This is a genomic window from Bradyrhizobium sp. LCT2 (assembly GCF_009931255.1).
Classification (GTDB): Bacteria; Pseudomonadota; Alphaproteobacteria; order Rhizobiales; family Xanthobacteraceae; genus Bradyrhizobium; species Bradyrhizobium diazoefficiens.
The window spans coordinates 7,527,928-7,541,431 of the sequence record NZ_CP034432.1; the positions used below are offsets into that span (position 1 = coordinate 7,527,928).

Sequence of the window (13,504 nt, forward strand, 5' to 3'; positions counted from 1 at the left end):
TCGCATCCTCCTCTCGTAGGATTGCGATCCGCCTGCGTGGCGCGCAATATCGGAACGAAACTCCGGGTTAATACGGTCAAGACAAAGCTGCGCCGAAATATTCAGCAACATTGCCATCCCGCGCGGGACATCTTTGGATGCGATGGCTCTGGCAGTTTACCATCGAACGGCGGAGCCCCCGCCGAAAAGTTGCACTCGGCATTGCCGCGTGTTTATGACAACATCATAACAAGTTACGCTTCTCCCGAAGTGCGGACATCGAAGCCTCAACCATGCTGAGCGTCATCATTCCGACCGAGGGCGTCGAGCAGACGGCGGTCGCAACTCTGGCCGCGCTGGTCCCCGGCGCCGCCGCGGGCATCGTCCGGGAAGTGCTCCTGGTCGACGGCACCCGCAACGGCGTCATCGAGCGCGTGGCCGACGTCGCCGGCTGCCGTTTCATCGGCTTCGAGGGATCCTCGCAGGGCGCGGCGCTGGCCGCCGGTGCGCTCCAGGCTCGGTCGGCCTGGCTGATGTTCCTGCCCGCAGGCGCGGTGCTGGAAACCGGCTGGATCGAGGAGACCACCCAATTCATCCAGGCCGTCGCGAGCAGCGGCCGGGACCGCGCGGCGGTGTTCCGCTACGCCCGCTCGCCCTACGCCGACACCGGATTCCGCGACATGCTCCGCGCCGTGGCCCGCAAGCTGGTCGGCCCGCTCGGCGATCAGGGACTTTTGATCGCGCGTGACCATTACGACCGGATCGGCGGCTACCCGCCCCAAGCCCGCCGCTCCGAGGCGCGGCTGCTGCGCCGGCTCGGCCGCTCGTCCCGGACCATGCTGCGCAGCCGGATCGTCATGGTCGGCTGAAGCCACCTTGTACTCACTCTTGATACTTGCCAAAGTCAAATAATTGTTTGACAATGGCAAGTGTTGAGGTGACCCATGCCATCAAGCCCTCTGCCATCAAGCTCGTCGTCATCAAGCGCTGCGGCCGGACAGGTCGCCGACGACCAGGTTCAGGCGGTCCGCGCCTTCAACCGCTTCTACACCCACAAGCTCGGCGTTCTCGACCAGCAGCTCCTGAAGAGCCCGTTCTCGCTGAGCGAGGCCCGCGTGCTCTACGAGCTCGCCCATGGAGGCGAGCAATCGGCCAAGGAGATCGGCATCGCGCTCGGGCTCGACGCCGGCTATCTCAGCCGCATCGTGCAGAATTTCGACGAGAGCGGCCTGATCGCGCGCAAGCCGCTTGCCAGCGACCGCCGGCAGGTTCAGCTCAGCCTGACCGCAAAGGGCCGCCAGGCCTTCGCCAAGCTGGAGCGCTCGTCCCAGGAGGACGTCGCCGCGATGCTGCGGCCGCTGCCGGACGAGGAGCGCAGGCGGCTCACCGGAGCGATGGAGACGATCGAGCGGCTGCTCGCTTTGCCGCGCGCGCCGGCGCCGCGCGCGATCCTGCGCGATCCCCGCCCCGGCGACATGGGCTGGGTGGTGCATAGCCACGGCGCGCTCTATGCCGGCGAATACGGCTTCGATTCCGGCTTCGAGGCGCTGGTGGCCGAGATCGTCGCCAAATACATGACCTCCTACGATGCCTCGCGCGAGCGCTGCTGGATCGCCGACATCGAGGGCCGCCCGGTCGGCTCGGTGTTCCTGGTGAAGGCCAGCGACGACGTCGCCAAGCTGCGGCTGCTGCTGCTCGACCCCGCCGCACGCGGACAGGGTCTCGGCCAGCGGCTGGTCGCCGAATGCGTCTCGTTCGCACGGGCCTGCGGCTATCGGCGGATGACACTGTGGACGCAGAGCAATCTCACAGCCGCGCGAAAGATCTATCAGGATGCCGGCTTCAAGCTGGTCGCCACCGAGCCGCACCGCAGCTTCGGCCAGAACCTCGTCGGCGAAACCTGGGAGCGCGATCTCTGATGCACCAGCGGCACCAATCCGCGCACCGCATCACCGGAGAGCTCGTCGATCTCTACAAGCGCCGGGCGCGACGCCTGCACGCGGAGGCGTGCCGGCAGATGTGGCTGATGGTGTGGAGTTCGCTGACCAACAAATTCTAGTCGAGAACGAGTGTCGCAAAGAGCGAGATGCGCATCGCTGTGCCCTCGCCCCTTGTGGGAGAGGGCAGCGACGCCGGTAGACGCGGGCTCAGTTGGGTGAGGGGTATGTCTCCACGAGCACAGGTCTCCGCGGAGGGACCCCCTCATCCGGCGCTTCGCGCCACCTTCTCCCACAAGGGGGAGAAGGGAAGAAAGCGTCAACGCCGACAACTACACCGTCGCGCCTTGCGCCTTCGGCCGGCGCAGATGCTCGTCGAGGCGCGGCATGATCTCGACAAAATTGCAGGGGCGCGTGCGGTAGTCGAGCTGAGCGGCGAGAATGCCGTCCCAGCCGTCGCGGCAGGCGCCGGGAGAGCCGGGCAGGCAGAAGATGTAGGTTGCCCCGGCAACGCCCGCGGTGGCGCGGCTCTGGATCGTCGAGGTGCCGATCTTGGCGTGGCTCAGCATGTGGAATGCGATCGAGAAACCGTCCATGCGTTTCTCGAACAAGGGCTCGATCGCCTCCGGCGTGACGTCGCGCCCGGTGAAGCCGGTGCCGCCGGTGGTGATGACGACGTCGACGCCGCTATCCGCAATCCAGCGGCGGATGACGGCGCGGATCGCCTCGACGTCGTCGGTGACGATCTCGCGCGCGGCAAGATGATGGCCCGCGCCGGTGAGGCGGTCGGCCAGCGTCTGGCCGGACTTGTCGTCGGCGAGCGCGCGCGTGTCGGAGACGGTCAGCACCGCGATGTTGAGCGGGATGAACTGTTTTGCTTCGTCGATCGAGGCCACGACTTCACTCCTGTTTCCCCGGCCACCGCCGTCATCCCCGGACGAACGCATTTGCGTTCGCTCGGGAGGTGCGCGCTCTTGCGGCGCAAGCGCACCGCAAGGGCGCACCTCGAAGGATGGGCCGGGAGCTCGCCATCCTTCGAGGCTCGCCGAAGAGGCGAGCACATCAGGATGACGCCACTACTCCTGCATTCCCGGATGCGCAATTGGGCATCATAGTTCGTGCTGCGCTACGTCCGGGGCACGAAGTCCAGTGTACTACGACCCGCCGCCGAACGTGTTGCAGGCCTGGACCGTGCCCTGCTGGTAGCCGGTCATGAACCATTGCTTGCGCTGCGCGGCCGAGCCATGGGTGAAGGAATCGGGCACGACGCGTCCGGTGGCCTGACGCTGGAGCGTGTCGTCGCCGATCGCACTGGCCGTGGTCAGCGCGGCGTCGATGTCGCCGGCTTCCAGGAAGTTCGGACGCTTCTTCGCCTCGCGGTTGACCCAGACGCCGGACAGACAGTCCGCCTGCAACTCCACCTTGACCTGGAGCGCGTTGGCCTCGGCCTTGCTGCCGGCCTGCTGCTGAAGCCGCGTCACGCGCGGAATGATGCCGAGCAGGTTCTGGATGTGGTGGCCGGCTTCATGCGCGATGATGTAGGCGGTGGTGAAATTGCAGGCCGACTTGCCGGAGCAGCCGCGGAAGCGCGTCTCGACCTCGCGGAAGAAGCCGGTGTCGAGGAAGATGGTGCGATCCGGCGGACAGTAGAACGGGCCCATCGCCGACTGCGCCATGCCGCAGCGGCCGCCATTGGTGGCGTTGCGGAACAGCACGATCTTCGGACCGGTGTAGGACTGGCCGCTGGCCTGGAAGATCTCGCTCCAGCGGTCGTCGATCTCGCCGAGGATGCCGGAGATCATGCTGCCCATCTCGTCGGTCGGCGCGCCGCGCTTGGCCGACGTCGACTGGCGATCGGTCTGGTAGCTCGGCGCCTGGCCGCCGCCGGTGAGGATCTCGGCGCCGCCGATCAGGATGCGCGGATCGATGCCGAAGGCGTAGCCGATCAGGCCGAGCACGATGATGGTGCCGATGCCGAGCCCGCCGCCGCCCATGGGCAGGCCGAACCCGCCGCCTCCGCCGCCGCCAAACCCGCCGCCGCCTTCGTCGCGACGATCCTCGATGTCGTCGCTGCGGCGGAAATCATCGTAGCGCATGGCGGGCTTCCCTTAAGTCCTTGATGGCGTCAATTGGGCGCAAATGCGACAAAGCTCAACGCGCCACATACGTAAAATTTCCGTTGCCTTTATCAATATCCCGCTCGGCAATTATTGCCTAGTGCGGCAGCATGCCGATGCCAGCAATTTTTTCCGAGGGTTGAGCAATTTTTTCCGAGAGAAATTTGGAGTCGTTCCGCAGCTCCAGCTGCTCCCGCAGCGCGAAGAAACGCGAAATTCACTGTAAAACTCGGCGAATGCGAACAGCGAACCACGCACCACGCGCGATGCGAGGCCTGCACACGAAAGCGGCGGATTAAGTCGATTTTTACTTTGCCCCTTCAATGTAACGGTCAGTCGGTTGTTTGGTCCCGCGTCGCCGACAGCGTCGCCTGAGTCAGAGTTCTTGAGTCATGGTAGAGTCGCGTCGCGGGGCGTCTGCAAGGGCGCCCCGCACAAATTTTGAGTCTTCGTCGCATCGCATCATCCTCGGTGATTGCGTCGCCGAGATGTCGAAGCTTCAGGCTGGTTCGGTCGATCTGGTGTTCGCAGATCCGCCGTACAATCTCCAGCTCAAGGGCGATCTGAAGCGCCCCGACGAATCCCATGTCGATGCCGTCAACGACGACTGGGACAAGTTCGATTCATTCTCCGCCTATGACGATTTCACCCGCGCCTGGCTGCTTGCCGCCCGCCGCGCGATGAAGCCGTCGGCGACGATCTGGGTGATCGGCTCCTATCACAATATCTTCCGCGTCGGCGCGATCATGCAGGACCTCGGTTTCTGGCTCCTGAACGACATCGTCTGGCGCAAGACCAACCCGATGCCGAACTTCCGCGGCCGCCGCTTCACCAACGCGCACGAGACCATGATCTGGGCCGCGCGCGACGAGAAGGCCAAGGGCTACACCTTCAACTACGAAGCGCTGAAGGCCGCCAACGAGGACGTGCAGGCACGTTCCGACTGGCTGATCCCGCTCTGCACCGGCGAGGAGCGCCTCAAGGGCGCCGACGGCAAGAAAGTGCATCCGACGCAGAAGCCGGAAGGCCTGCTCGCGCGCGTGCTGCTGTCGTCATCGAAGCCCGGCGATCTCGTGATCGACCCCTTCAACGGCACCGGCACCACCGGCGCCGTCGCCAAACGTCTCGGCCGCTCCTATATCGGCTTCGAACGCGACAAGACCTACGCCAAGGCCGCCGAGGCCCGCATCGCCGCGGTCGAGCCGCTGCCGGAGGCAAGCCTTGCCCCGTTCATGACCGCGCGCGAGGCGCCGCGGGTCGCGTTCTCCGAGCTGATCGAGCGCGGCATGATCATGCCCGGCACGAAGCTGTTCGACGCCAAGAAGAAGCTCGGCGCCCTGGTCCGCGCCGACGGCGCCATCATGTTCGGCGACAAGGTCGGCTCGATCCACCGCATCGGCGCGGTGGCGCAGGGCGCGCAGGCCTGCAACGGCTGGACCTTCTGGCATGTCGAGACCAAGAAGGGTCTCAAGCTGATCGACGAGCTCCGCGCCGAGATCCGCTCCGGCATGGCGGCGGAGTAGTCCTCCGTCTCCTCCGTCATTCCGGGGCTCGCGAAGCGAGAACCCGGAATCCATCGACCCCAAGCACACGCCGCCCAATGGACTCTCAGATGCGCAATTGCGCATCATAGCTCGCGCCAAGAGGCGCGCCCCGGAGTGACAGCGGTGGTTGAAAGCCAGCGGAACCAGGACTAGATTCGACCGATCAGCCCCGTCCTGACCGGTTGGCTCTCATGCGACGACAGTCCGAGACCTTGCTGCTGGTGCCGCTGCTGCCGATCTTCCTGCTCGGCATGTTTCCGATGTTCCTGATCGCGCTGCTGGGATTTTTCGGCCTCGCTCTGTTCGGCGTGCTCGTGGTCTGCGTCGGACTCGCCAGCAGCAACGAGGCGCACGACGATTTCAATCACGACGTCATCGTGCACGGCTACTCGCGCGGATCGGAGCGATCGGCACGGGCCTCCGACATGCATCTTGCCGCGCGGCTCGGGCTGCGGCTGGAAGCCGTCGGCGCCGGGATGATTATTACGGCGGCGATCGGCCTTTGTTACGCCGGCTGATCTGCGCGGCGCGCAGGTACCGCCCGGCAAACTCGCCGGTTGCCCTCCCCGACGAGCTTCAGGCAAGACAGGCCGGCCCCGCGGCGATGACGCTGCGTTCACTCTCGGCAAGAAACACTGGGGAGATGTGTGATGCTCAAATTCTATTTCAACGGTTCGCCGAACCCGACCAAGGTCGCGCTTTATCTCGAAGAGTCCGGCCTTCCTTTCGAGCCGGTGAAGATCGACACCCGCAAGGGCGAGCAGTTCACGCCGGATTTCCTCAAGATCAATCCGAACGGCAAGGTGCCGGCGATCGACGACGGCGGCACGATCGTGTTCGACTCGAACGCCATCCTGCTCTATCTCGCCGAGAAGACCGGAAAATTCCTGCCCGCCGCGTCGTTGCGCGGCGAGACGCTGTCATGGCTGATGTTCATCGCCACCGGCGTCGGCCCGTATTCGGGCCAGGCCGTGCACTTCAAGCATTTCGCGCCGAAGGACCAGAACCACGACTACGCCCATAACCGCTATCAGTACGAGACCGATCGCCACTACAAGATTCTCGACGGCCACCTCAAAGACCACCGCTACATGGTCGGCGACAGCTATTCGATCGTCGACATGGCGCTGTGGGGCTGGGCGCGGATGGTGCCGTTCAAGCTCGGCGACGACGCCTTTGCACGATATCCGAACGTAAAGCGGCTGGTGGACGAGATCTCGGCGCGCCCTGCGGCTGTGCGCGCGATCGCGCTGAAGGACAAGTTCACCTTCAAGGCCGAGATGGACGACGAAGCGCGCGCCAACATGTTCAAGCACATGACGACCAAGGTCGCCTGATCGCGCCACGCCTTCAACCCGGGTCCACGCGCCTGCGCGTGGACCTTTGCTTTTGAAATGCCCGCGCCGATCAGGCGGCGTGGACCGAGTTCAGGAACCTGGCGACCTCCTGCTTCAGCCGGTTGCTGTCGGCCGACAGCGAGCGCGCCGCCGAGAGCACCTGCGAGGAGGCCGAACCAGTCTCGGAAGCGCCGCGCTGCACGTCGCCGATATTGGTCGAGACGCGCTGGGTGCCGTGGGCCGCCTGCTGGACGTTGCGGGAGATCTCCTGCGTCGCCGCGCCCTGCTGCTCCACGGCCGCCGCGACCGTCGAGGAAATCTCCGACAGCCGCTCGATGGTGCCGCTGATCTCCCTGATGGCGCCGACGGATTGCTCGGTAGCGGCCTGGATGTTGGAAATCTGCTGGCCGATCTCACCGGTCGCTTTCGCGGTCTGCTCGGCCAGCGCCTTGACCTCGGAGGCGACCACGGCAAAGCCGCGGCCGGCCTCGCCCGCGCGCGCCGCCTCGATGGTGGCGTTCAGCGCCAGCAGATTGGTCTGGCCGGCGATGGTGCTGATCAGCTCGACCACGTCGCCGATGCGGGCGGCCGCCTTGGAGAGCTCGCCGACCCGGTCGTTGGTCCTGCTCGCCTGCCCGACCGCCTCGCTGGCGATGCGGGCGGATTCCTGCACCTGGCGGGCGATCTCCGAAACCGAGGAGGACAGCTCCTCGGTCGCGGACGCAACCGCCTGTACGTTGGCCGAGGCCTCTTGTGAGGCGCTGGCGACTTCCGTGGACAGGTCCTGGGCCCGCGAGGCGGTCGTGGTCAACGTGCCGGCCGAGGCCTCCAACTCGTTCGACGCCGATGATACGGTGTCGACGATCTCGCCGACCGCACGTTCGAACTGGTTGGCCAGGTTTCTCATGTCGGCCTTGCGGCCCTCGGCCTGCCGCGCCTCGACCTCGACCTGCTCGTGACGCAGGCGCTCGGTCTCGACCATGCTCTCCTTGAACACCTGGATCGCCTTGGCCATGTCGCCGATCTCGTCGCGATTGCCACGGCCCGGAATCTCGACCTTGAGATCGCCACCGGCGAGCAGCCCCATCGCCCGGGTCATCGTGGTCAGCGGTCCGACGATGCTGCGCGCGATCAGGAAGGCGACGAGGCTGCCGAACAGGATCGCAAGGCCGCCGGCGACTTCCTGGATCCAGGTCGTATTGGCAATGACGCCATCGGCCGCCGCGCGCGACTTCTGGTAGTCGGCCTTCAATCCGGTCTCCGCCACCTTGAGCTTGTCGACGCTTTCGCCGATCAGGGGAGCGATACTGTTGCGGTAGATTTCATCGGCCTGGAGGATTGCGGCGGAGGTCGTCTCGAACGCCGCCTTGTAGGCCGAAAGCGAGCTCTTGATCGGTCCGAACGCGGCCTTGACCTCGTTCGGCAGACCGGCCCCCTCCAGTGACTTGAGCGCTTGCTGCGCCCGATCGACATTGGTCCTGAAGGTCGCCGGCCCCTTTGCGTCCCGGACGGCGAGGAAGCGCCAGTTTGCGACACGAACCAGCAGGATCTTGGATTCGAGATCGGCGACGGGGGCGGTCACGCTGGTATCGCCGGTTTCACGCGCGGCGTCGACGAGCTTGCCGGTGTTGGCGGTCAGCTCATCGCCGCCGGCGAGCAGAACAGCCTTGCCTTTCGCCGTCTCGTTGACCGCAGCGCCCATGCGCTCGCGCAGGGACTTCATCTTTTCGACGTCACCGATCAGGCCATTGTAGATCTTGAGCCGCTCCTCGGAGACCGTCGACTTGGCCGCGTCCTTCAGCAGCTCCACCGTAGCCCCCTCCCGCTCCGCAGCCTCCTTGAAGGCCGGCTCGTTGGCGTCATAGATGTAGCGGAGATTGGCGCGCCGCAGCGCCTGGAGGTTGATCGAGATTTCCTGGACGCGGGCCGTGTTGTCCGAGAGTGCGGATAGCCGCGCCATCTGGCCCTGGACCGCCCACAAATTCCAGATCGCGACCGCGGCCATGATCAAGCCAACGACAACGAGAACCGAAAATCCGGCGTAGAGACGCCCCCGGATTCTGAAACGCAAGCTCGGCATCTGCACCGTCCATCCATAGCAAGAGAGATGGAGTAACCGAACGACTCCCCGACGTCGCAGCGGCCCCCCGCCCAGCCGCAATCACCTTTCGGAGATTCGCGCTGCACCGCGACACCATGAAGAATACTTCTTAATTCAATGCTGCATTTGCCACGCGTCGACTACGGAGGATCGCACGAAAGAGTGCCCGCGGGGATGGCGGGCACCGCCAGGTCTGCAATCATCTGAACAGGAAAGTGGCAATCGAAACTGTCCGACGCGGTTTGCGCCAGGGTGCAGTGCGAGTCGCACGCCCAGCAAAATTGTATCGACGAATTTATCCGGGCAACGAGCAGCTGCCCGCGCGATCGAGCTGAAGGATCCACCCGCGCCGCGCAGGTCCACGCGCATGCGCGTGGACCTTTGCTCCTGAGACGCCCGCGCCGATCAGGCGGCGTGGACCGAGTTCAGGAACCTCGCGACCTCCTGCTTCAGCCGGTTGCTGTCGGCCGACAGCGAGCGCGCCGCCGAGAGCACTTGCGAGGAGGCCGAACCGGTCTCGGAAGCGCCGCGCTGCACGTCGCCGATATTGGTCGAGACGCGCTGGGTGCCGTGGGCCGCCTGCTGGACGTTGCGGGAGATCTCCTGCGTCGCCGCGCCCTGCTGCTCCACGGCAGCCGCGACCGTCGAGGAAATCTCCGACAGCCGCTCGATGGTGCCGCTGATCTCCCTGATGGCGCCGACGGATTGCTCGGTAGCGGCCTGGATGTTGGAAATCTGCTGGCCGATCTCACCGGTGGCCTTCGCGGTCTGCTCGGCCAGCGCCTTGACTTCGGAGGCAACCACGGCAAAGCCGCGGCCGGCCTCGCCCGCGCGCGCCGCCTCGATGGTGGCGTTCAGCGCCAGCAGATTGGTCTGGCCGGCGATGGTGCTGATCAGCTCGACCACGTCGCCGATGCGGGCGGCCGCCTTGGAGAGCTCGCCGACCCGATCGTTGGTCCTGCTCGCCTGCCCGACCGCCTCGCCGGCGATGCGGGCGGATTCCTGCACCTGGCGGGCGATCTCGCCGACAGAGGAGGAGAGCTCCTCGGTCGCGGAGGCAACCGCCTGTACGTTGGCCGAGGCCTCTTGAGAGGCGCTGGCGACCTCCGTGGACAGGTCCTGGGCCCGCGAGGCGGTCGTGGTCAACGTGCCGGCCGAGGCCTCCAATTCGTTCGACGCCGACGACACGGTGTCGACGATCTCGCCGACCGCACGTTCGAACTGGTTGGCCAGGTTTCTCATGTCGGCCTTGCGGCCCTCGGCCTGCCGCGCCTCGACCTCCACCTGCTCCGCGCGCATGCGCTCGGTGTCGACCATGTTGTTCTTGAACACCTCGATCGCCTTGGCCATGTCGCCGATCTCGTCGGCCTTGCCGCGGCCGGGAATCTCGACCTCGAGATTGCCACCGGCGAGCAGCCCCATCGCGCGCGTCATCGAGGTCAGGGGACCGACGATGCTGCGGGCGATCAGGAAGGCGACGATCAACCCGAACAGAACGGCGAGGGCGCCCGCGATCGCCTGCACGGACGTCGTGCCCTCGATCACGGCTTCGGCGGTGGTACGTGAATCCTTGTAGTCCTTCTTCAGGGTGGTTTCGGCGACCTTGAGCTTGCCGATGCTCTCGACGATGAGCGGGGCGAGGTTCTTGTGATAGATCTCGTCGGCCTGGAGCATCGCGGCCGACGTCGTCTCGAACGCGGATTTGTAGATTCCGAGCGAGGTCTTCACCGGCGCGAGCGTGGCGCGCAATTCCGTCGCCTGCGGGCTCTTTTCGAGCGCCGTGAGCCGCTGCATGGCCCTGTCGACATTCGTCCTGAAGTTGGCCGGCCCCTTGGTGTCGCGCAGGGCCAGGAAACGCCAGTTCGCGATCTGGACGAGAAGGAGCCTGGATTCGAGGTCCGCGACGAGGGCCGCGGTGTCTTCGTCAACGGCTGCGCGCGCCGTATCGACCAGCTTGCCCATCTTGACGGTCAGCTCGTCGCCGCTGGGCAGCAGCGTCGCCTTGCCGGTTCTCGCCTCGTTGACGGCGTCCCCGAGATTGTCACGCAGGCTCCGCATCCTGGCGATGTCGGTGATGAGATCTTCGTAGAGCTTGCGCCGCTCCTCGGAGGCCGTCCCCTGCGCTCCGACCTTCAACAGCTCGGTCGCCGCGGCTTCCCGTTCAGAAGCTTCCTTCATCGCAGGTTCGCTGGCGTCGTAGATGTAGCGCAGATTGGCCCGCTGGATCGCCTGGAGATGGGTCGAGATCTCCAGAACCCGCGCCGTGCTGTCCGAGAACGCCGAGAGTTTTGCGACCTGATCCTGCACGGCCCGCAAGTTCCAGATGGCGACCACCGCCATCACGAGACCGACCGCCACCAAGGCCATGAAGCCTGCGTACAGGCGTCCCCTGATCCGCAAACGAAATTTCGGCATTCCCACTGTCCACCCAGATGCATGTGAATTCGAGCGGCCGAACGTCCGGCGATCGTCACCGGCCACCCTGGCAGCCGTGGGTCGTTGCTCGGCGACCCACGCTGCACCGCGACACAATGGGGGACACTCGTTAATTGAACCTTCTAATTCTTCGCGCGTGCGCGCGAAGGATCGCAGCAGAACTGCTGATTTTATCGGCAGTTGCGCAAGGTTTTGGCGCAAGGCCCGCAGGCGCATGCAGATCGCTGCATGGAGCGTCCCGATGGACGTTCGTCAGGCCGCCCCTGCGTCATTTTGCCAAGCGCGTTCTCGACCGCTTCCGGCGGGGGCGAGGCAACGCCTTCCGATCTTAACTTCGCCGGCGGGGCTTATGCAGCTCGTACGCAATCTCCGACCGGGTCATCCCGCAGTCCTGCAGCTCTCGTTCGGTCATGGCAGCGAGCTGGCACCGGGCCCGGGACCGCTCCCGCCGGACCCGCATGATCTCCACCAGCGCCCGCCAGGCCCGCACGACCATCGACGGCCGTGACGGACCGGGTCGGTCGCTCGGCGCGACGTCGTTCAATCCGGTCAGCTCGCGGCCCTCGCGGGTGTTTGCGGAAACGGGCCGAGCGCCTTCTCGGTCAGGACCGAGTCGCAATATTCCCGGATCTCCTTGATCCTGCCGCCCTCCAGGCGAAACACCAGGCAGTAATCGTTGTCGTAGCGCACGCCTTCCGGCGTGACGTTGTCGCCCTTGGCTTCGACCACGACGATGTCGCCATCGGCGATAAAGCGGTGGGCAACGGTGCGCGTCCGGTCGCGCAGGCGGGTGCGCACATAGCCGTGCAGATCGTTGAGGATCGCTTCCTTGCCGGTGAAGGTGCGCGACCAGGAATACTGACCGGTCACGACCCATCTGGCATCGTCGGCGAGGCTTGCGGTGAACAGGGCGCGGTCGCGCGCGCCCGGATCGGGGTTGGCGGCGGCGGCGAAAATATCCTGCATCAGTTTCTTGTTGGCGGCAGCGCTCATGGCGGCATCTCCGTGTGGTGGCGTCGTGGAGATCATCGTCCGCCGATCAGCATTCTTCAAATCGATAGCCAATATGATATCTATTCGCCTCATGAATTTGAATTCGCTTGACCTGAACCTCTTGACCGCACTCGACGCGCTGCTGCGCGAAGCCAATGTCAGCCGCGCGGCCATGAGGATCGGCCTGTCACAGCCGGCGACGAGCCACGCGTTGCAACGCCTGCGCGACATCTTCGGCGACCCGCTGCTGGTGCGCACCGGCGCGCGCATGGAGCTGACGCCGCGGGCACAGGCCCTGCGCGCGCCGCTGGCACAGGCGCTCGATCAGGTGCGCGGGCTGTTCGTGCCGGATGAATTCGACGCCGCGCGCAGCGAACGGCAATTCCGCCTGATGATGCCGGACCTCGCGGTCGAGCTGTTGATGCCGCCCTTGATGGAGAAAGTGACGCGGGCCGCTCCCAACGTTCGCGTCGATGTCGTGCCGTGGCGGGGGCCTGCGATCTTCCACGCCGAGTTCGCCCGCACCATCGACCTCGTGATCTCGATCGGCAACGCCTTCAAGGGCTTTCACCGCCAGCTGCTCTACACCGACAGCGACGCGCTGGCGGTGCGGCGCGGCCATCCCATGGGAGCCAAGCTGAAGCGGCGCGAGACGTTCCTCGCCGCGCGCCATGTCGGCGTGATCATCCGGGGCAATAGTGAGGATCTGATCGACACCTGGCTGCGAGCCAAGGGCATCGAGCGGCACATTACACTCGTCGTGTCAGGCTATCTCGAAGCGCTGCACGTCGCCGCCCGCACCGACCTTGTCGCCTTCGTGCCGCGCCGGCTGATCGCGGCGCTGTCGAGGCAGCTCGGCCTCGTCACCGTGACCCCACCGCTCGACCCCGGCATCGACGAGCAGTTCATGTTCTATCCGACCCGCGCGCAGATGGATTCCGGCTCGATCTGGCTGCGGCGGCTGATGCTGGAGACGGGACGGGAGTTGGAGAAGCGGAGGGCCGGATAGGATGCAGCTTCAACAAGCACGGTGTCGTTCCGGACAAGCGCGCCCCAAGCG

Annotated in this window: 13 protein-coding genes; 7 read left to right on the top strand and 6 right to left on the bottom strand. The window is 65.5% G+C overall.

The genetic code is table 11. The features are described 5' to 3' along the window. The first annotated feature begins 272 nt into the window (after nucleotides 1-272). From EI171_RS35650 to EI171_RS35660, 3 genes are all read left to right on the top strand, one after another. Nucleotides 273-848: a glycosyl transferase gene (locus tag EI171_RS35650; RefSeq protein WP_011085300.1), complete on the top strand. Its 576-nt coding sequence runs from the start codon at nucleotides 273-275 to the stop codon at nucleotides 846-848. A 75-nt stretch (nucleotides 849-923) separates the two neighbouring features. Then, complete coding sequence (locus EI171_RS35655) at nucleotides 924-1,898, top strand: helix-turn-helix domain-containing GNAT family N-acetyltransferase (protein ID WP_161536082.1); 975 nt, start codon at nucleotides 924-926, stop codon at nucleotides 1,896-1,898. Next, on the top strand, nucleotides 1,898-2,038 hold the full coding sequence (locus tag EI171_RS35660; RefSeq protein WP_157839392.1) for a hypothetical protein: 141 nt from the start codon (nucleotides 1,898-1,900) through the stop codon (nucleotides 2,036-2,038). Before EI171_RS35655 ends, EI171_RS35660 begins: the two co-directional genes overlap by 1 nt. A gap of 210 nt (nucleotides 2,039-2,248) precedes the next feature. Here the strand turns inward: EI171_RS35660 and moaB are convergent, their stop codons facing one another. Beyond that, nucleotides 2,249-2,812, bottom strand: coding sequence for a molybdenum cofactor biosynthesis protein B (gene moaB, locus EI171_RS35665; RefSeq protein ID WP_161536083.1), 564 nt, complete (start codon nucleotides 2,810-2,812; stop codon nucleotides 2,249-2,251). 258 nt (nucleotides 2,813-3,070) lie between these two features. Beyond that, complete coding sequence (locus EI171_RS35670; protein WP_011085297.1) at nucleotides 3,071-4,012, bottom strand: neutral zinc metallopeptidase; 942 nt, start codon at nucleotides 4,010-4,012, stop codon at nucleotides 3,071-3,073. A 413-nt stretch (nucleotides 4,013-4,425) separates the two neighbouring features. On the opposite strand from EI171_RS35670, the gene EI171_RS35675 reads away from it, so the two are divergent. The 3 genes from EI171_RS35675 (at nucleotide 4,426) to EI171_RS35685 (ending at nucleotide 6,914) form a co-directional block, all read left to right on the top strand. Next, nucleotides 4,426-5,556, top strand: a complete 1,131-nt coding sequence (locus EI171_RS35675) for a site-specific DNA-methyltransferase (RefSeq protein ID WP_011085296.1) — start codon at nucleotides 4,426-4,428, stop codon at nucleotides 5,554-5,556. A gap of 212 nt (nucleotides 5,557-5,768) precedes the next feature. Continuing rightward, on the top strand, nucleotides 5,769-6,095 hold the full coding sequence (locus tag EI171_RS35680) for a hypothetical protein (protein ID WP_028175588.1): 327 nt from the start codon (nucleotides 5,769-5,771) through the stop codon (nucleotides 6,093-6,095). A 132-nt stretch (nucleotides 6,096-6,227) separates the two neighbouring features. Then, entirely contained in the window at nucleotides 6,228-6,914 is a 687-nt protein-coding gene (locus tag EI171_RS35685) for a glutathione S-transferase family protein (protein ID WP_161536084.1), read from the top strand. 70 nt (nucleotides 6,915-6,984) lie between these two features. On the opposite strand, the gene EI171_RS35690 is transcribed toward EI171_RS35685, so the two are convergent. The 4 genes from EI171_RS35690 to EI171_RS35705 all read right to left on the bottom strand — a co-directional run bounded on the left by EI171_RS35690 (nucleotide 6,985) and on the right by EI171_RS35705 (nucleotide 12,444). Then, complete coding sequence (locus tag EI171_RS35690; protein ID WP_161536085.1) at nucleotides 6,985-8,994, bottom strand: methyl-accepting chemotaxis protein; 2,010 nt, start codon at nucleotides 8,992-8,994, stop codon at nucleotides 6,985-6,987. A gap of 426 nt (nucleotides 8,995-9,420) precedes the next feature. After that, nucleotides 9,421-11,430, bottom strand: a complete 2,010-nt coding sequence (locus EI171_RS35695) for a methyl-accepting chemotaxis protein (RefSeq protein WP_161536086.1) — start codon at nucleotides 11,428-11,430, stop codon at nucleotides 9,421-9,423. Nucleotides 11,431-11,779: 349 nt separating this feature from the next. Then, nucleotides 11,780-11,947 (bottom strand): DUF1127 domain-containing protein, encoded by a 168-nt coding sequence (locus EI171_RS35700; RefSeq protein ID WP_161537141.1) that lies wholly within the window; start codon nucleotides 11,945-11,947, stop codon nucleotides 11,780-11,782. A gap of 53 nt (nucleotides 11,948-12,000) precedes the next feature. Continuing rightward, nucleotides 12,001-12,444 (bottom strand): nuclear transport factor 2 family protein, encoded by a 444-nt coding sequence (locus EI171_RS35705; RefSeq protein WP_038967975.1) that lies wholly within the window; start codon nucleotides 12,442-12,444, stop codon nucleotides 12,001-12,003. Nucleotides 12,445-12,535: 91 nt separating this feature from the next. On the opposite strand from EI171_RS35705, the gene EI171_RS35710 reads away from it, so the two are divergent. Then, nucleotides 12,536-13,453: a LysR family transcriptional regulator gene (locus EI171_RS35710; RefSeq protein WP_161536087.1), complete on the top strand. Its 918-nt coding sequence runs from the start codon at nucleotides 12,536-12,538 to the stop codon at nucleotides 13,451-13,453. Nucleotides 13,454-13,504: the final 51 nt, after the last annotated feature.